Origin of the sequence: Pseudomonas fluorescens, assembly GCF_018614655.1 — a bacterium.
Classification (GTDB): Bacteria; Pseudomonadota; Gammaproteobacteria; order Pseudomonadales; family Pseudomonadaceae; genus Aquipseudomonas; species Aquipseudomonas fluorescens_BX.
Genome location: NZ_JAGGOG010000020.1, coordinates 1 through 17,848, shown reverse-complemented (window position 1 = coordinate 17,848; position 17,848 = coordinate 1). Strand labels below are relative to the sequence as shown.

The window sequence follows — 17,848 nt, the reverse complement described above, 5'->3', positions numbered from 1 at the left end:
TGTGCCGTTGTCTCGCCGAAAAAGCGAGAAACGGCATCCCGTCACGGCCAGTCCTGGTTCGTGCCCCGAAGTCCTCTCATCGACGCTGAACAGTACGTGATGCCTTGCATCGCGGTACTACGGACGCGCCTGTCGTTTGCGACAGGCGGGCCTATCCTGTCGTGCCCGTGACCCGGCCACGGCCCAGGACGGTCGTACCTGCCCGAAGGTTTCCTCGCGCAGGAGTTACACCATGAAACTCACTCTGTTGAAAGAGTTCTTCGCCGGCTTCCTGCGGACCCGGCATATCGCCCGGCACTTCCGGCGCCTGGCCCTGTTTGAAACCTTGACCGATGCCAGTGTCAGCCGCGACGTGCCACCCACCCTGGCACACACCCTGGTGGCGGCGGCCAATAGCGAGTCCGCGCCGCTGCTGGTGCGCTTGGGCAGTCATGTTGACGGCTTGCGCGTCCAGGAAGCCGATGCGCTGCGGGTCCAATACGGCCTCAACGAAGTCGAGCACGAGCAGCCGCTGCCGTGGTGGGTGCACCTGTGGCACTGCTACAAAAACCCGTTCAACTTGCTGCTGACCTTGTTGGCGTCGATCTCCTGGCTGACCGACGACATGAAGGCCGCCACGGTGATTTTTTCCATGGTGGTGTTGTCGACGTTGCTGCGGTTCTGGCAAGAGGCCAAGTCGAACAAGGCCGCTGATGCCCTTAAGGCGATGGTCAGTAACACCGCCACTGTATTGCGGCGGGACATGGGCGATGAGCCAGCACATGGCTTGGGCCGATTCCTCGGGGCGGCGGCGCTGGCGGCCGAAGGTGTGCAGCGGATCGAGTTGCCGATCAAGCAGTTGGTGCCGGGTGATCTGATCGTGCTGTCGGCCGGCGACATGATCCCTGCCGATTGCCGCGTACTCAGCGCCAAGGACTTGTTCGTCAGCCAGGCGGCGATGACCGGTGAATCCATGCCGGTGGAGAAATTTGCCCAGCAGCAGGACGCCAAGACCCTCAACCCCCTGGACCTGGACAATATTCTGTTCATGGGCACCAACGTGGTGTCCGGCGCGGCCACGGCAGTAGTGCTGACCACCGGCAACAGCACCTATTTCGGCACCCTGGCCCAGCGGGTCAGCGCTACGGATCGGGTGACGACCTCGTTCCAGCACGGTGTCAACAAAGTTAGCTGGTTGTTGATCCGCTTCATGTTCGTGATGGCGCCGTTGGTGTTGTTCATCAACGGCTTCACCAAGGGTGACTGGACCGAGGCGCTGTTGTTTGCGCTGTCGATTGCCGTGGGTCTGACCCCGGAAATGCTGCCGATGATCGTCACCTCGACCCTGGCCAAGGGTGCGGTGTTTCTGTCGCGCAAAAAAGTCATCGTCAAACGCCTCGACGCGATCCAGAACTTCGGCGCCATGGACGTGCTGTGCACCGACAAAACCGGCACCCTGACCCAGGACAAGATCTTTCTCGCGCGCCATGTGGATGTGTGGGGCGAAGAATCCGAGGACGTGCTGGAAATGGCCTACCTCAACAGCTACTACCAGACCGGCCTGAAAAACCTGTTGGACGTGGCGGTGCTGGAGCACGTTGAAGTGCACCGCGAGTTGAAAGTCGGTACGGCCTTCCAGAAGATCGACGAGATCCCGTTCGACTTCAACCGGCGGCGCATGTCGGTGGTGGTGGCCGAGCAGGGCCAGCCGCACCTGTTGATCTGCAAGGGCGCCGTGGAAGAAATCCTTGCGGTGTGCAATAACGTGCGCCACGGCGATATCAACGAGCCGTTGACGGATGAGCTGTTGGCTCGGATTCGCCAGGTCACTGCTGCCTTCAACGAAGAAGGCCTGCGGGTGGTCGCTGTCGCGGCGCAACCCATGGCGGATGGGCGCGACACCTACAGCCTGGCCGATGAGCGCGACCTGACGCTGATCGGTTATGTGGCGTTCCTCGATCCGCCCAAAGAAAGCACTGCTCCTGCGCTCAAGGCCTTGAAGGCCCACGGTGTGACGGTGAAAGTCCTGACCGGCGACAACGAACGGGTGACCGCGAAGATCTGCCACGAAGTCGGCCTGGAGCAGCAAGGCCTGCTGATGGGCAACGACATCGAACGCATGAGCGACACGCAACTGGCCAAGGCGGTGGAAGCCACCAACGTGTTTGCCAGGCTGACGCCATCCCACAAGGAGCGCATCGTGCGCCTGCTCAAGGCCAACGGTCATGTGGTGGGGTTCATGGGCGACGGCATCAATGATGCGCCAGCCCTGCGTACCGCGGACATTGGTATTTCGGTGGACAGCGCGGTGGACATCGCCAAGGAAGCGGCCGACATCATTCTGTTGGAAAAGAGCCTGATGATCCTGGAGGAGGGCGTGCTGGAGGGCCGTCGCACCTTCGCCAACATGCTCAAGTACATCAAGATGACCGCCAGCTCGAACTTCGGCAACGTATTCTCGGTGCTGGTGGCCAGTGCTTTTATCCCGTTCCTGCCGATGCTGCCGATGCACCTGCTGGTGCAGAACCTGCTGTATGACATTTCGCAGATCGCCATTCCATTCGACAACGTCGACGAGGAGATGCTGAGCAAGCCGCAACGCTGGCAGCCGGGTGACGTGGGACGCTTCATGCTGTTCTTCGGGCCCATCAGTTCGATCTTTGACATCACCACGTTCGCCTTGATGTGGTATGTCTTCGACGCCAATACGCCGGATCATCAAACCCTGTTTCAGTCAGGTTGGTTTGTGGTGGGACTGCTGACCCAGACGCTGATCGTGCACATGATCCGTACTCCGAAAATCCCTTTCCTGCAGAGCCGGGCGGCGACGCCGTTGATGGTGATGACCGGTGTGATCATGGCGGTGGGGATTTTCCTGCCGATGGGGCCGTTGGCGCATTACTTCAAATTGCAGGCGCTGCCGTCGCTGTATTTCATGTTTCTGCCGGTGATTCTGCTGGCGTACATGGCGCTGACTCAGGCGGTGAAAGGTTTCTATATCCGTAAGTTTGGCTGGCAGTGAACAAGGAAGGTTTTTCATGCAAGCAATCAACAACATCAACCTCAATTCCCTGGTCGACACCCTGGTCAGCCTCAGTGCGGCCTTCATCCTCGGGGGGCTGATCGGATTTGAACGCCAATACCGCCAGCGTACCGCCGGTTTGCGTACCAATGTGCTGGTGGCGGTGGGTGCGGCGATTTTCGTCGACATGGCCAACCGCCTGGGCGGTGCGGAAGGGGCCGTACGGGTGGTCGCCTATGTGGTCTCGGGCATCGGTTTTCTGGGCGCCGGTGTGATCATGCGCGAGGAAGGCAATGTGCGCGGCCTGAATACGGCGGCCACCCTGTGGGCCTCGGCGGCCGTGGGCGCCTGTGCCGGCGCGGATCTGATCCTTGAAGCGCTGCTGGGCACGCTGTTTGTCCTGGCGGCCAATACCTTGCTGCGACCTATCGTTAACAACATCAACCGTCAGCCTCTGGATGTGGTGTCGGCCGAGGTCACCAACATCCTCTACGTGATCGCCCGCCGCACCCAGCAGAAGGCTGTATTGGCCTTGTTGGAGGCGGAACTGGCGCGTTGTAACTATCCGGCCAGTGACGTCGACGTGCGCCCCTTCGGCAGTGAAGAAGTGGAAATCGAGGCCACCCTGGCGGTGACGTCGGTGGACGGCGACGAACTGGACGCGCTGGTCTCGCGTATCTCAACCTCGACGCTGGTGGTGCAAGCTTTCTGGAGCCCGAGTACCACTGAATAGTTTAGGTTGCTTGTCCACGATCACCCTGGCTGTCCTTTGCAGAGAGGAAAAACGCCATAGCCGTCTCCCTCGGTGATTTTTACTATGCTTCTGATGAGGATAAATCCTACATGCGCGTAGGAGTTCCCCTTCATTTGAAAAGCGTTTCCATTGCTAATGTTGCGCGCTTGCGCCTAGCCAGCAAAGAAGGGGCTGTTTTTTCAATAGAAGGCCAGGCTTGTCTGGGGTGTCCTGGGAGTACGCAGCGCCGTTCGTCGGAACTGTCACTTCTCACAGGTGCCCAGGTCCTGTGCGGCGTGTAAGGGTATTGGCGCCTTGATGAAGTCATCAAGCCGTCAGTGATGGAATCAATGAGGCTGGTGTCTTCCCGAGGAGTCCCATGAACAAAGCGTTAATAGTGGACGATCATCCGTTTATTCGGTCAACCGTCAAGTATCTGCTCAGGCAGGAAGGCTTCGACAAGGTTTTTGAGGCCGGCAACGGTGCTGACGCCATGCAGTTCGCCAGGGAGGAACGGCCGGACCTGATCATTCTCGATCTGGCCATGCCGAAGCTGGGTGGGCTGGAGGTGATCAGTCGGGTCAAGGCATTAGGCTTGCCGTGCAAGATCCTTGTGCTGACCTCCTATCTGGCGGTGTTCTTTTCAGCGCGCTGCATGCGTGCGGGTGCGATGGGGTTTGTCGCCAAAACCGGTGAGTTGGACGAGCTGCAAAAAGCCATCAAGGCGGTCATGTCCAACTACAGTTGTTTCCCGAGCCTGCCCACCAGCTCGGTACGCCGGGATGATTTGCAGTCCACTGAGCTGGAGTTGGTCGCCGCACTCTCGGACCGTGAACTGACGGTGTTGCAGAAGCTGGCCTTGGGCTTGGGTAATAAGGAAATTGCCGAGGATATGCTGCTCAGCCACAAGACCATCAGTACCTATAAAACCCGGTTGAAGGAGAAACTGAAAATGTCCTCGGTGGTGCATTTGTCCAAGTTCGCTCAGCGCAATCATTTGATCTGACATGATCGTATTGCGACGTGGGTGGCTATGCAGTGTGGTCTTGCTGGCTGCTTTATGTGGCGTTTGTATGACGGCCTTGGCGGGGCCCACAGAGTTGAGGCTGCAGGGCCGCTCCAAGGTCGAAGACTATCGCGTCACTCTGGGCGAGGCAGATTGGCGCTGGATAAGAGAGAAAGGCCGTTTGCAATTGGGCATATCCTCTCCTGACTATGCCCCGTTTGACATTACTGTGGGCGGTCATTATGGCCTGGAACTGGAGGGGCTCACGGCCGACTATGCCGCCTTGGTGGGGCAGTTGTTGCACATTGAGATCGTAGTTCGTTGCTACGACTCTCGTGCCGAGTTGCTGCTGGCCTTGAAGAACGGCGAGGTCGATCTTGTGGGGACGGCCAACGGTTTTGAGGCGGCGGAGCCAGGGTTGGTCATGACCAAACCCTATGCCCAGGACCAACCGGTGTTGGCCGACCGCGACCCTCATGTGTTGATGCCTGATCTGGCTGGAAAACGTATCGCGATGCTCTATCACTACCTGCCCCCCGAGCAGGTTCGAGCGTTTTATCCCAAGGCAGACTTGCAACTCTACCCTTCGACACTCAGCGCCCTGGGTGCGGTAGCGTTCGGCCAGGCGGATGTCTACCTGGGTGACTCCATCAGTGCCAATTACCTGATCAACAAGAACTATCTGAACAACGTGAAAATAGTTGATTTCTCTGAAATGGAGATCAACAGCTTCGGCTTCGCGGTGGAGGCAAGTAATCAGTCATTATTGCGTATCGTCAACAAAGCGTTGGACGCGATTCCGGAAAGTGAAAAAGTTGCCATTCTTCGGCGTTGGAGTGCCGGAGGTATCAGCATGGTGGGCACCCAATCACTGCACTTCAGCAAGGCCGAACAGCATTGGCTGGACACCCACGATCAGTTGAAGGTGGTGATCAACGAGCGTTTTTTGCCGCTGTCATTTTTTGATGACGAAGGGCGCTTCAGTGGTATCAGCGCCGATGTGCTAGCCCGGATTAGTTTGCGGACCGGTTTGAAGTTCGATGTGCGGCAAGTGGACTCGGTGCAGGAGTTGATTCAACAGGTGGTGACAGGCAAGGCGGACCTGGTCGCGGCGATCACCCCCAGCATGGAGCGTGAAGGCCTGTTGCGGTTTACCCGACCTTACCTGACGAGCCCCTATGTGCTGGTCAGCCGCAATTTCCGTGACAGTCCCAATACGCTGGATGACATGGCAGGCAAGCGTCTGGCACTGATCCGTGGCAACCGATTGGCTGACGACATCATAGACTCTGCGCCGGATATCAAGCTGGTGCCGGCAGACAATGCGGCACATGCAATGGCATTGGTGGGCAGTGGTGATGTGGATGCAGCGGTCAATTCGCTGATCAGTGCGCGCTATATCATTTCCCGTGAGTACCGAGATCGACTGCGTATCACCAGTACGATCGGCACCGAGCCTGCCGGTATCGCCTTTGGTGTCGGACGCGGGTCGCTGGAGCTGTATTCGATCCTGGACAAGGTCCTGTTAAGTATCTCGCCGGAAGAAATGGATGAATTGACCAATCGCTGGCGCAGTGACGTGGTGCTCGAAGACAGTTATTGGCGGCGTCACCGCAGTACGATTATCCAGGGCTTCGCCTTGGCCGGGTTGCTCTTGATGGTGACTCTCGGCTGGGCCATTTACCTGCGTAACCAGATCCGCAGGCGCGCCTGCGCCGAGCGCGCCTTGAGTGATCAGATGCGTTTTATGAGCGTACTGATCGATGGTACGCCCCATCCGATTTATGTCCGTGATCGCTTGGGACGGTTAATGGCGTGCAACAGTGCTTATCTCGATGTCTTCGGTTACAAGCTCGAAGAGGTGATCGGCACAACGGTGGTCGAGGTCGATCCCGGTAATCTCTATCAGGCTCGGTCCTTCCATGCTGACTACCTGCTGCTGATGGAAAAAGATGAGCCGCAGATACGTGATCGCCGACTCAAGGTACCCGGTGGCGTAACCCTGACCATCTACCACTGGATGCTGCCCTACCGTGACGGTGATGAAAAAGTGGTGGGTATGATCGGCGGCTGGGTGGATGTCAGTGAGCGGCAGCAGTTATTGGGCCAATTGCGGGAGGCCAAGGAAGACGCGGATGCCGCTAACCGTGCCAAGACAACCTTTCTGGCGACCATGAGTCATGAAATCCGCACACCGATGAACGCGGTGATAGGCATGATTGAATTGGCCCTGAAAAACGCCGAGCAGGGGCGGGTCGACCGTGATGCGCTGGAGGTGGCCTCCGATGCATCGAGGGGAATGCTGGAGCTGATCGGCGATATTCTCGATATCGCCCGTATCGAATCTGGCCATTTGTCGTTGGCTTTGGAACCTTCGAACCTGCGGGTGCTGCTGGAGTCCGTGAGCCGGATTTTCGAAGTGCTGGCCCGCGCCAAGGGCTTGTGTCTGCGGGTGGATCTCGCCCCGCGGATTGATCGTCATGTGCTGATTGATCCTTTGCGTTTCAAACAAGTGGTTTCCAACCTGTTGAGCAATGCCATCAAGTTCACAGACACCGGCGAGGTGCGCCTTACGGCCGATGCGACACCGGCTGCCGATCCCGGTTATCTAACCCTGACCCTGAGTGTCGAGGACACGGGCATCGGTATCGATGTTGAAGACCAGGCCCGCTTGTTCCACCCGTTTATCCAGGGGCGCAACACCGAACAGTCGGCACGCAGTGGTTCCGGCCTGGGGCTGGTGATCAGTCGCAGCTTGTGCCAGATGATGGATGGGCAGTTGAACCTGAACAGTGTGGTCGGTCAAGGCACTCGGGTCGATGTCAGGCTGTCTCTGGCGATCGCGGCAGCCACTCCAGCGTCCACGGCGCCTGTGCTCCTGGAAACGTCGCCGGCGCATGTGTTGAACATCCTGGTGGTGGACGACTACCTGGCCAACCGAGTACTGCTGTCCCGGCAATTGAGCTTTCTGGGGCACCGGATCAGTACCGCCGAGGATGGCGTCCAAGGCCTTGCCCGGTGGCATGCAGAGTCCTTTGATGTGGTCATCACCGATTGCAATATGCCGTTGATGGATGGTTACGAGCTGGCCCGGGAAATCCGCGCGTACGAGCAGCAAAGCGGGCAAATGCCGTGTCTGTTGCTGGGTTTTACCGCCAACGCCCAGCCAGAGGAAACGGAGCGCTGCCAACAGGCAGGGATGGACAGTTGCCTGTTTAAACCCACCGGTCTTGAAGACCTGCAGGCGGCATTGGTTTCGCGTATGGCCAATCCGTCTGTGGCCCAGATGCCCGTGCCCGAGGTGACCCCGGACATCGATTTGAGCCACCTGGAGAGGCTGACAGGTGGTGACATAGAGGCGATTAAGGAGCTACAGGTACCGCTGCTGGACAGCCTTGAGGCAGACCGTGGGCAATTGGCAACGTTGCGTGGCAAGGGAGACTTTGCCCGGTCACATGACCTGGCCCATAGAGCCAAAGGGGGCGCGCGTATGGTCAAGGCCCATGCACTGATCAGCTGTTGTGAAACATTGGAAGGTGTATGTGAACGACAGGACCGTGAAGTCCTGGCGCAGGCACTGGAGCGTATGGACGAGGCTATCGGTCTTTTGCATCACACCCTGGCCGCCTATTGCAATCGGCCTTGACGGGCATCTCGCATTGTTTGCAGCCGTTTGAGGTATTTGGGAGAACTCCTACGCGACGGTGATACAGGGCTGATTTTGTCTTCGGAATATGTCTGGAGAATGGGCCACTCTTTTCTTCAATGAGCGATGCATGCTCAGGGGTTCACCATGCCAGACAAAGCACTGACCATCCTGATCGCCGATGAACAGCACCTGCCACGGTTGCATATTGAAAAAATCCTCAACCAACTGGGCTACTACCGCATCGTCCCGGTGCAGACCTTCGAAGAAGTACTGATACTGACGGCCCTGCCGGCCGAGCCATTCGACGTGCTGATTTTCAACGCGGGCCTGGTCACGGGTGATGACGAGGTCGCAGCCTTCCAGCAACAACACCCACAGATTCGCCATGTATTGGTCTATGACGATCTGGAGTGGAGTACGGCCGCTGTGGCGACACACTCGCTCATTGTGCGATCGCCGGGGGCGCCAGACAGCGTCAACCTTGAGCATGTCATGGGCATCATCGACCCGTCGCCGCCGGCTACCGGTTTGCGAGTGTTGCCGTGGCTGCGGGAGTTGTCCCGTAGCCGGGCTCATTAATCCCAGTTCGGCGCGATGCCCTTGGGACTGGTCAGCCGATGGCCGCGTTCCAGCCCCGCGATCTGGGCCATGTCGGCCTCGCTCAAGATCAGCTCCAGAGCCTTGAGGTTGCTTTGCAGGTTGGCACGCTGGGTCGACGAAGGGATTACCGCGTAGCCCAATTGCATGGCCCAGGCCAGGGTGACTTGTGCCGGGGTAGCCTGATGGCGTTCGGCGATCTGCTGGATGATCGGGTCCTTCAGCACTTCGCCGTAGGCCAGGGTCATGTAGGACGTGATCTGAATGCCCTGGGACTTGGCGAAATCCACCACGGTCCGGTTTTGCAGGTACGGGTGCAGTTCGATCTGGTGAGTGGCGATGTTCTCGGCGCCCACGGCGGCAATCGCCTGTTTCATCAGGTCGACGGTGAAGTTGGATATACCGATTTGTCGGGTCAGGCCCAGGTGCTTGGCTTCCAGCAACTGGCCCATGAATTCGGCGACCGGTACCTGGTCTTCCGGCGATGGCCAGTGAATCAGGGTCAGGTCCAGATAATCGGTCTTGAGCTTGCGCAGGCTGTCCTTGAGGCTGGGGATCAGTTGGCCTTCGGCGAAATTGGCGATCCAGATCTTGCTGGTGATAAACAGCTCGTCCCGTGGGATACCACTGTCAGCGATGGCTTGGCCGACGTCGGCTTCGTTTTCGTAGATTTGCGCGGTGTCGATGACGCGGTAACCCAGCTCAAGGCCGGTGCGGACGGAATCGATGACGACCTGGCCTTGCAGGCGAAAGGTGCCGAGGCCAAATGCGGGAATAGACATGAATGACTCCTGATGGGGCGTGAACAATGGCGTTGAGTATCCGCCCCTGGTTCCCTGAGAAAAACCGCCGAATCCGAAAAGGACTCTTTACCAAAAGTCATGAGTGTCAGGGCTTGGGCGCCTGCGGCGGCGAGTGGGCCGGTAGCCTTAGCGCTCCAGAACGCCTCTGAACGTCGCACTCAACGCCCGTAACGTTTCCCTGGAGCGTCCGTCGCTGATCCGGCTGTACAACACGATTTCGCTGACGGGCAGTGCGGGCAATCCCCACTGTTGGCTCACGTCCACCGCGCCTGCCGGTGCGACGCGACGGGCGAGAGCGGCCACGCCCAAACCGGCGCTGACGGCGGCGCCCACGGCCATGACGCCGCCGCCGACAAACACCTCGGTCCAGTCGATGTGTGCTTCGTCCAGTGCCCGCACCGCCAAGTGTCGTACACCGCAGGGCGCGGCCATGGTCGCTATGCGCAACGGCGTACCGGGCATGTGCTGCCAGGTGGGCGCGGCAAACCAGCCAAAGCGCTCCACCACCAGCACTTCACCGTCCTGGCGATCGCCTTCGTTGCGCACGATCACGGCGTCCAGTTCGTTGCGGTCGAAGGCCGCCACCAGGTCGCGGGAGGAGGCAATCCGGACTTCCAGAATCACCAGCGGGTCGTAGGCGGCCAGGCGGCTGAGCCATACCGGCAGGTCAGGCCCGGCGACGTGGTCGCTGATGCCAATCACCAAACGTCGCGTTGCGCTGGCGCTCATATCACCCAAAGCCCGTTCGTGGGCATTGAGCAAAGCGCGGGCGGCGACAATGAACTGCTCGCCTTGAGCCGACAGGCGTACATGCCGGGGCGTGCGCTCCAGCAGGCGATAACCGAGACGTTCTTCCAGGCGCTTGAGCTTGAGGCTGATGGCCGCCTGGGACGTATCGAGGGCCTGGGCGGCACGGGTGAAACTGGCGAAATCCGCCACCAGCACGAACGCCTGCACGGTGTCGATATCCAGAGGTTTGAGTGTGTCAGTCATTTCTATTCCTTATCACACTTATATCAGGCGATATCTTGATGAAATCACTGAGACTGCGCAAGCTCAACACTCATCTTGCACAGGAGCGCCAGCATGTTCGCCAAACAGTATTCACACCGCCTGCCCGCCGATTACGACATGGGCATCATTCGTCAACGCGCGGCGCAGTTGGGGCCGCAGTGGGATGACACCGAGGGGTTGTTGTTCAAGGCTTTCATTGCCCAGACGCGGGGGCAGGGCGCAGGCGCGGGCAACCTGTATGCCTCGGTGTATCTGTGGGCCGACCCTTTGGCGGCGGCAGATTTTTTGCTGGGCGAGCGCTTTCAGAAAGTCCTCGACAGTTTTGGCCAGCCGCACATTGAGTCCTGGCTGCCGCTGGACGTGCGACGGGGCCCGGCGCAAAACGCCTTGAGCCTGTATCGGGAAGAGTGGGCGCTGCCCCCGGGGGCGGATCGTGCCCAGGTGCTGGCAGTTGAAAAAACGCGCAATCAACAGGTGGCTGACAGCAGCGATAACGTTGCGGTGTTCCTGGCACTGGATGTTCAGGCGTGGAAGCTGATACGGATTACCTTGTCGGCCAAGGCTCGGGAAGACAACCACCCCGGCAGGGGGTATGACGTACTCTACCTGGCGCGTCCGGGACTGTAAGGACGGCTGCAGAGAAGGGTGTTCCTGTGTCAGGATGCGACCTTTACCTTGAATCCAGGGCGCTTTTCGATGCAGGCCACTCGCTTGACCCTCATTTGCCATGCCAGTACGCCGGCTCAAAAACGCGCCCGCTTCGCGTTGGACGAACCCTTGGAGATGGCGTGGCAGTCGGCGGCGTTGTCATTGGCCGGCCGCTTCAAGCGCACGCCCCGTTTACTCTGTGGGCCTGAAGTGCGAACCCGGCAAACAGCGATGTTGTTCGGCCAACATCCGCAGGTAGAAGAGGCCCTGCGCGACTGTGATGTCGGACGTTGGCAAGGAAAGGACCTCAACGAGCTTCAACAGGCCGAGCCCGACGCCTTGCAGGCCTGGCTGACAGACTGCACCGCCAAGCCCCATGGCGGTGAATCCGTGGCGCAATTGTGCGAACGGGTAGGGCAGTGGCTGCACTCTCTGGAGCAGACACCGGGCCACGTGCTGGCGGTGACTCATCCCTTTGTGATCCGCGCGGCGTTGCTGTACGTCCTGCAATACCCGCGGGCGATGTTCAATCGGATTGATGTGGAGCCGTTGTCATCCACCGAGCTGAGGTTTAATGGCGTCTGGCGCCTGCGTCTGGAAACTCACACCACCTGATCCTGTGAACATGGCAAAATCGGCCTCCCGCACTGAGAACACCCCATGAAGACTTTCCCATGAAGAGCATCCTGATCATCGGCATTGGCGCCGGCAACCCCGACTACATCACCCTGCAGGCGGTCAAGGCGCTCAACCGTACCGACGTGTTTTTCCTGATGGACAAGGGCCAGAGCAAGGACAAGCTGATCGACCTGCGCCGGGAAATCTGCGAGACCTATATCAACGCCGACCACGCTTACCGTTTCGTCGAGGCCGATTGCCCCGAGCGGGTGCGTGGCGAGATCGACTACACCACCGCCGTCCAGGACCTCAACCGCGACAAGCAGCAGACCTTCGAGCGGATGATCAACGAGCAAATGGCCGACGGTGAGTGCGGCGCTTTCCTGGCCTGGGGCGACCCGGCGTTGTACGACAGCACCATTCGCATCCTGCAGGCGATTCTTGCCAGCGGCCGTTGCGAATTCGAATTCGAAGTGATCCCCGGTATTACCAGCGTCCAGGCCCTGGCGGCCCAGCACAAAGTGCCGTTGAACCGTATCGGTCGTTCCATCGAGATCACCACCGGCCGCCGCTTGGCGGCAGGGCAGGCCAGCGATGCCGACACCCTGGTGGTGATGCTGGATGCCGAAGACTCCTACCGCACCGTGGCCGATCAGGATCTGGATATCTATTGGGGCGCCTACCTCGGTACACCGGATGAGATTTTGATCAGCGGCAAGGTGGCCGAGGTGGCCGACGAAATCGAGCGCGTACGCAAGGCAGCGCGACAGGCCAATGGCTGGATCATGGACACTTATTTATTGCGCAAGCCCTAGAGGTTCGTTCCCATGCTCAGATCGATCGCCCTGGCACTGGCCCTGTTTGCCGGCACCGCCCAGGCTGAAGACACGCTGCACACCGACTTGCCGCTGCTCTATCTGGAGCAGACCCAGAGTGAGGCGCGCAACCAGCCGTTGGTGATTTTCCTGCACGGCTATGGCAGCAATGAGCAAGACCTGTTCGGCCTGCGGGATCGGCTGCCATCGACCTGGACCTATTTGTCGGCGCGTGCACCGCTGCCGGTGGATCCGCAGGGCTATCGCTGGTTCACCAAGACGCCGGGGGATGGCGATTACGATGGCGAGACCGCCGACTTGCGGAGCAGCGCCAAATTGATTGGTGATTTTGTCGCCCAGGCCACGCGTAAATATCACACCGAAAGCGATCGGGTGTTTCTGGTGGGGTTCAGTCAGGGGGCGATCATGTCGTACGAGGTGGGACTGCGTCATCCTGAAACGTTGCGGGGGATTGCGGCGCTCAGTGGCAGTTTGTTACCGGTGCTCAAGGCTGAGTTGAAGCCAACTGCGCAGCTTGAAAAACTGGCGATTTTTATTGGCCATGGGACGTTGGATCAGGCGCTGCCGTATGTGTCGGCGACCCGGGCTGATGAGGTGTTGCAGGGGCTTTCCTTGAAGCCTGAGTTTCACGGTTACCCGGGGATGATCCACACCATTGGTGAGGCGGAAGTGCAGGACCTGAAAAATTGGCTGGAAAACAGTCTTCTGTAAAGCCGGTAGTGACGGTATGAATGCAGTCTAATGTGGGAGCGGGCTTGCTCGCGAAGGCGGTGTATCAGTCACCAGATATATTGACTGACGCACCGCCTTCGCGAGCAAGCCCGCTCCCACATTCGATTCGCAGTGTTGATTAAAATGGATTACTTGCCGCCGGTAATCTGCTTCACCAACACCGCATGTCCCTTCACATCATCGGCCCGTGAAATAGCCTGAATCACCAGCAGGCGATCGCCAGACCCGGCGAGGAACGTCGAGTTCAACGTCTTGCCGCCGCCCATGGTCGCGGTGCTGTCCACCTGGCGCAGGCCCAGGCCCTTGACGGTCAGTTTCTTCTCAGCCTGTTTCTTGAAGTCCGGCAGGGCCGCGCTTTGGTCCTTGACGAAGCCGGTGACGGCGCCATCGAGGAACTGCGGGTCATTATCCTTGATGGTGATGCCATCATTACGCACGGTCTCGGCCACGATCACCACGCTTTTCGTGGCCTGGTTGGCGTACATCGTGCCGCTGGTACCGGCGGTGCCGTCAGCTTCATTACCCGTTGGCAACGCATCGCCGACGTAGTCCTTGGGCAAGTTGAAGGTGAACTTGCCGCCCAGGGTGGAGATGCTTTGTGTGGCCGCTTTCTGGGCGGCCGGTTTGCTCGCGGCAAACACTTGGCTGGCGCCGAACCCGACGGTCAACGCGAGGGCCAAGAGGGCTGCGGTCTTGCTGAGGGTGGCCATGAAGCTCTCCAGGAAAGAACGAAATTGCGCTGCATTCTGTCAGAAAATTCGCAAAATCGTTCAAATCCATCCTCAGGCCTTGTCGGATTCCTCTTCCAGTCGATCCATCTCAAACAACCGTGCCAGTTCCGTCCGGGCTTCCTGGGCGCTTTGCATGACCTTGGCGGCGTCGTCATACACCGCATGTTGAGCGGCCAGCAGTTGCAGGTCGTGGTTTTTGAAACGGGTGATCCGTGCATCCGCCTGGGCCTGGCTCAAGCCCAGGCCCAACAGGGTACGACGGCTCATTTCCAGGCTGGAGTAGAAGGTTTCGCGCACCGGTTGCGCATCCAGGTCCACCAGGCGATGAACGTGTTGACGGTTACGGGCCCGGGCAATGATCTTCATGTGCGGGTAGAGTTTGCGCACCAGCTCGGCGGTCTTGATGTTGATCTCGGGATCATCCATAGCGATCACGAAAAACTCCGCTTGGTCGACCTTCGCCGCGTGGAGGATTTCCGGGCGCTGCGGGTCGCCGTAGAACACCGGCATGCCGCCGAAGCTGCGGGTCAGTTCGATGGTTTCCACCGAGGTGTCGAGGGCAATAAACGAGATGTTTTGTGCCCTCAGGATCCGCGCCACGATCTGCCCCATCCGGCCCATACCGGCGATCACCACCCGGGGCGCATCGCCTTCGATGGCGCGGTATTCTTCGGGTACGTCCACCGGTTTGCTCTTGGGTTTGAACAGCTTCGGACACAGCAACAGCAGCAGCGGCGTCACCGCCATCGACAGGGTGATGGTCAGTACCAGGATGTCGTACAGGTGAGGTTCGAACAGGCCCTGGTCTCGACCAATCTTGAACACCACGAAGGCAAATTCACCGCCCGCGGCCAACACCACGCCCAGGCGCAACGCGCTTTCGCGATTGAGATCACCGACCAGGCGGCCCACGCAAAACAACAGCGGCAGCTTGATGCCGATCAGCAGCAGCGTCAGCCCCAGCACGATCACCGGCGCGCTGAACAGCAGGCTGATATTGGCGCCCATGCCCACGCTGATAAAAAACAGCCCCAGCAGCAGGCCCTTGAACGGTTCGATCTGCGATTCCAGTTCATGACGGTATTCGGAGTCCGCCAGCAGCAAGCCGGCGAGGAAAGCCCCCAAAGCCATCGACACGCCTACCAACTCCATCAACCACGCAGTGCCGATCACCACCAACAACGCGGTGGCGGTAGACACTTCCCGCAAGCCGGTCCTGGCGACGATGCGAAATACCGGCCGCAACAGGTAACGCCCGCCGATGATCACCACGACGATGCTGCCTAATACCTGCAAGCCGTGATTGAGATCCTGAGCCGGGGTAGTGGTGTGGTCGCCGCCGGCGAGCAGCGGCACCATAGCGATCAGCGGGATCGCCGCGATGTCCTGGAACAGCAGAATGGCAAACGCCAACCGCCCGTGAGGCTGGTTCAGCTCCTTGCGCTCGGCCAGGCTTTGCAGGCCGAAGGCGGTGGAGGACAGTGCGAGGCCCAGGCCCAACACAATCGCACTGTTCCACGACTGCCCAAACCCCCATAGCGCTACCACGCCAATCACGGTACCGGTGAGCAACACTTGGGCCAGGCCCACGCCGAACACCGCCTTGCGCATCACCCATAAACGCTTGGGTGACAGTTCCAGGCCGATGATGAACAGCAGCAACACCACCCCCAGTTCGGAAAACTGCGCGACGCTTTGTGGGTTACCCACCAGCCCCAACACCGACGGGCCGATGATCACCCCAGCCAACAGATAGCCCAGCACCGCGCCCAGTTGCAGGCGTTTGGCCAACGGCACGGTCAGCACGGCGGCGAAGAGGAACACCACGGCTGCTTGTAACAGGTTGCCTTCATGGGGCATTGCGTACTCCAGGATCTTTTACCGAATCAACAGGGCGCTATTAGAGCGCCTTTTTACGTTCTGAAATCTGAATTTTTGCCGAGGAAAGGCCTTCGCAGTCAACATTCTCTGGATGTCATCCCTTTTTCAACGGGAGGAACCGACGAAAGTATAAATACCATTTATTTCAATATCTTTTGCACGGACGGCTACCGTTTTGACAACCCTGGGCCTGCGTATCGGCAAATCCATCACCTTGGGCAACGGCTCGAAAATCACCCCACGGGGCAGCATCGGCTGGCGTCACGCGTTTGGTGATACCAAGCCGGATGCCGACCTGAGTTTCATCAATGGCGGTGGTGCTTCGTTCAGTACCCAAGGCGTGCCGATTGCGAAGGACAGCGCGGTGCTGGAAGCCGGTGTCGATTACCAGATCAGTGCCAATGGCAGGCTGGGTCTGGGCTACTCCGGCCAGCTCTCGCGCAACGACAAGGACCACGCGATGACCGTCACTTTCTCCCTCGGTTTCTGATCAAGGCCGAGTATTTCAAACCGCCCGAAAGGGCGGTTTTTTTGAGGGGTGATATAGCGCAGGAATAATCTAAAAACAATTTCCTGAAAAAACAGAGTGGCCGAAGGATCCCCGAAACTCATAAAGTTATGCCCTTGAGTTTATATTCCATGGATGGCATATTTGCATGAGTTGGGACATTGAGTACACGGATGAATTCGGCAACTGGTGGGGTGATCTGGATGCAAAAGAGCAATCTTCCGTGTCGGCCAGTGTCGATTTGCTGGGACTTCTCGGACCGGACCTGCGCTTTCCTCACACCAGCGACATCCGAGGCTCGCGGCATGGGGGCCTCCGAGAGCTGCGGGTGCAACATTCAGGGCGCCCATATCGGGTGTTGTATGCGTTTGATCCACGCCGATGCGCTTTGCTTTTGATCGGCGGTGATAAAACCGGCCAAGACCGGTGGTACCAGGAGCATGTCCCGATAGCGGAAAAACTGTACGACGAACATTTGGAAATACTGCGTAAAGAGGGCCGTAACCATGGCTAAAAAATTCGCTGAACTTCAAGCTCGCATGACGCCCGAATCTCGCGCCGATGCCGAGCAGATTTTCCAGCAGCACCTGAAAGAAATGCCGCTACATGAATTACGCAAGGCTCAGCAGATGAGTCAGGAAAACCTGGCCAAGGCACTGAATATCAACCAGGCGGCGGTTTCCAAGATGGAGCGACGCACTGACATGTACATCAGCACGTTGCGTAACTACATTCGTGCAATGGGCGGTGAGTTGGAAATCGTTGCGACCTTCCCTGATGGGCAGATAAAGATCGAAAACTTCGCCAATTGAGTGACGCACGCTGTCTTTTCAGGCAATCCCACCCAGTACTGGGCTAACGCCGATCAACTAAGAACAAACACGTAACCTGTGGCAAGGGGTGTAGAACCGTAGACATCCTTTACATCTGAAACCGGGGACATCGTTTACACATTTGAAGCTTGGATGCGGCTCTTGCCTCGTCCAAGCCTCCCCAAGGGATAGTCACATAGGTACAGATCCCAAACATCCTCTTCAGCTTCTTTAAGCCCTATCCGTTCTCCAGATAAAGCCTCGCTGACAAATACCCGC

Annotated in this window: 16 protein-coding genes and 1 pseudogene; 12 read left to right on the top strand and 5 right to left on the bottom strand. The window is 58.8% G+C overall.

Annotated features, from left to right (window positions below; translation table 11 throughout):
• Nucleotides 1-232: 232 nt before the first annotated feature.
• The 5 genes from mgtA (at nucleotide 233) to J7E41_RS20880 (ending at nucleotide 8,968) form a co-directional block, all read left to right on the top strand.
• The gene (mgtA, locus tag J7E41_RS20900) at nucleotides 233-3,001 is read left to right on the top strand and encodes a magnesium-translocating P-type ATPase (protein ID WP_214995835.1); all 2,769 of its coding nucleotides are present in this window, start codon (nucleotides 233-235) and stop codon (nucleotides 2,999-3,001) included.
• Between the two features lie 16 nt (nucleotides 3,002-3,017).
• On the top strand, nucleotides 3,018-3,734 hold the full coding sequence (locus J7E41_RS20895) for an MgtC/SapB family protein (RefSeq protein WP_214995832.1): 717 nt from the start codon (nucleotides 3,018-3,020) through the stop codon (nucleotides 3,732-3,734).
• Nucleotides 3,735-4,113: 379 nt separating this feature from the next.
• Complete coding sequence (locus J7E41_RS20890; RefSeq protein ID WP_214995830.1) at nucleotides 4,114-4,740, top strand: response regulator transcription factor; 627 nt, start codon at nucleotides 4,114-4,116, stop codon at nucleotides 4,738-4,740.
• 1 nt (nucleotide 4,741) lies between these two features.
• Nucleotides 4,742-8,386, top strand: coding sequence for a transporter substrate-binding domain-containing protein (locus J7E41_RS20885; RefSeq protein ID WP_214995829.1), 3,645 nt, complete (start codon nucleotides 4,742-4,744; stop codon nucleotides 8,384-8,386).
• Between the two features lie 147 nt (nucleotides 8,387-8,533).
• The gene (locus J7E41_RS20880) at nucleotides 8,534-8,968 is read left to right on the top strand and encodes a chemotaxis protein CheY (RefSeq protein ID WP_214995827.1); all 435 of its coding nucleotides are present in this window, start codon (nucleotides 8,534-8,536) and stop codon (nucleotides 8,966-8,968) included.
• On the opposite strand, the gene dkgB is transcribed toward J7E41_RS20880, so the two are convergent.
• Both dkgB and J7E41_RS20870 read right to left on the bottom strand, forming a co-directional pair.
• Nucleotides 8,965-9,768, bottom strand: a complete 804-nt coding sequence (gene dkgB, locus J7E41_RS20875; protein WP_214995826.1) for a 2,5-didehydrogluconate reductase DkgB — start codon at nucleotides 9,766-9,768, stop codon at nucleotides 8,965-8,967. The two genes, J7E41_RS20880 and dkgB, sit on opposite strands and share 4 nt — an antisense overlap.
• A 147-nt stretch (nucleotides 9,769-9,915) precedes the next feature.
• On the bottom strand, nucleotides 9,916-10,782 hold the full coding sequence (locus tag J7E41_RS20870; RefSeq protein WP_214995825.1) for a LysR family transcriptional regulator: 867 nt from the start codon (nucleotides 10,780-10,782) through the stop codon (nucleotides 9,916-9,918).
• A 93-nt stretch (nucleotides 10,783-10,875) separates the two neighbouring features.
• On the opposite strand from J7E41_RS20870, the gene J7E41_RS20865 reads away from it, so the two are divergent.
• The 4 genes from J7E41_RS20865 (at nucleotide 10,876) to J7E41_RS20850 (ending at nucleotide 13,616) form a co-directional block, all read left to right on the top strand.
• Nucleotides 10,876-11,430, top strand: coding sequence for a DUF4865 family protein (locus J7E41_RS20865; protein WP_214995824.1), 555 nt, complete (start codon nucleotides 10,876-10,878; stop codon nucleotides 11,428-11,430).
• 69 nt (nucleotides 11,431-11,499) lie between these two features.
• The gene (locus tag J7E41_RS20860; protein ID WP_214995823.1) at nucleotides 11,500-12,066 is read left to right on the top strand and encodes a histidine phosphatase family protein; all 567 of its coding nucleotides are present in this window, start codon (nucleotides 11,500-11,502) and stop codon (nucleotides 12,064-12,066) included.
• 59 nt (nucleotides 12,067-12,125) lie between these two features.
• On the top strand, nucleotides 12,126-12,884 hold the full coding sequence (cobF, locus tag J7E41_RS20855; protein ID WP_214995822.1) for a precorrin-6A synthase (deacetylating): 759 nt from the start codon (nucleotides 12,126-12,128) through the stop codon (nucleotides 12,882-12,884).
• A gap of 12 nt (nucleotides 12,885-12,896) precedes the next feature.
• Nucleotides 12,897-13,616: an alpha/beta hydrolase gene (locus tag J7E41_RS20850; protein ID WP_214995820.1), complete on the top strand. Its 720-nt coding sequence runs from the start codon at nucleotides 12,897-12,899 to the stop codon at nucleotides 13,614-13,616.
• Nucleotides 13,617-13,765: 149 nt separating this feature from the next.
• Here J7E41_RS20850 and J7E41_RS20845 read toward each other — a convergent pair whose 3' ends face one another.
• Both J7E41_RS20845 and J7E41_RS20840 read right to left on the bottom strand, forming a co-directional pair.
• Nucleotides 13,766-14,347 carry a hypothetical protein gene (locus J7E41_RS20845; protein ID WP_214995818.1) on the bottom strand — a complete coding sequence of 194 codons (582 nt, stop codon included), beginning with the start codon at nucleotides 14,345-14,347 and terminating at the stop codon, nucleotides 13,766-13,768.
• 72 nt (nucleotides 14,348-14,419) lie between these two features.
• The gene (locus J7E41_RS20840; protein ID WP_214995816.1) at nucleotides 14,420-16,228 is read right to left on the bottom strand and encodes a monovalent cation:proton antiporter-2 (CPA2) family protein; all 1,809 of its coding nucleotides are present in this window, start codon (nucleotides 16,226-16,228) and stop codon (nucleotides 14,420-14,422) included.
• A 154-nt stretch (nucleotides 16,229-16,382) separates the two neighbouring features.
• Here J7E41_RS20840 and J7E41_RS20835 point away from each other — a divergent pair, with 154 nt between their 5' ends.
• The 3 genes from J7E41_RS20835 to J7E41_RS20825 all read left to right on the top strand — a co-directional run bounded on the left by J7E41_RS20835 (nucleotide 16,383) and on the right by J7E41_RS20825 (nucleotide 17,569).
• Nucleotides 16,383-16,739, top strand: coding sequence for an autotransporter outer membrane beta-barrel domain-containing protein (locus tag J7E41_RS20835; RefSeq protein ID WP_353049419.1), 357 nt, complete (start codon nucleotides 16,383-16,385; stop codon nucleotides 16,737-16,739).
• A gap of 166 nt (nucleotides 16,740-16,905) precedes the next feature.
• Nucleotides 16,906-17,271: a type II toxin-antitoxin system RelE/ParE family toxin gene (locus J7E41_RS20830; protein WP_214995814.1), complete on the top strand. Its 366-nt coding sequence runs from the start codon at nucleotides 16,906-16,908 to the stop codon at nucleotides 17,269-17,271.
• Nucleotides 17,264-17,569, top strand: a complete 306-nt coding sequence (locus tag J7E41_RS20825) for a helix-turn-helix domain-containing protein (RefSeq protein ID WP_214995812.1) — start codon at nucleotides 17,264-17,266, stop codon at nucleotides 17,567-17,569. The genes J7E41_RS20830 and J7E41_RS20825 overlap by 8 nt, the downstream gene beginning before the upstream one ends.
• 134 nt (nucleotides 17,570-17,703) lie before the next feature.
• On the opposite strand, the pseudogene J7E41_RS28575 reads toward J7E41_RS20825, so the two are convergent.
• Nucleotides 17,704-17,848: pseudogene (locus J7E41_RS28575) on the bottom strand (IS481 family transposase); the annotation flags it as partial.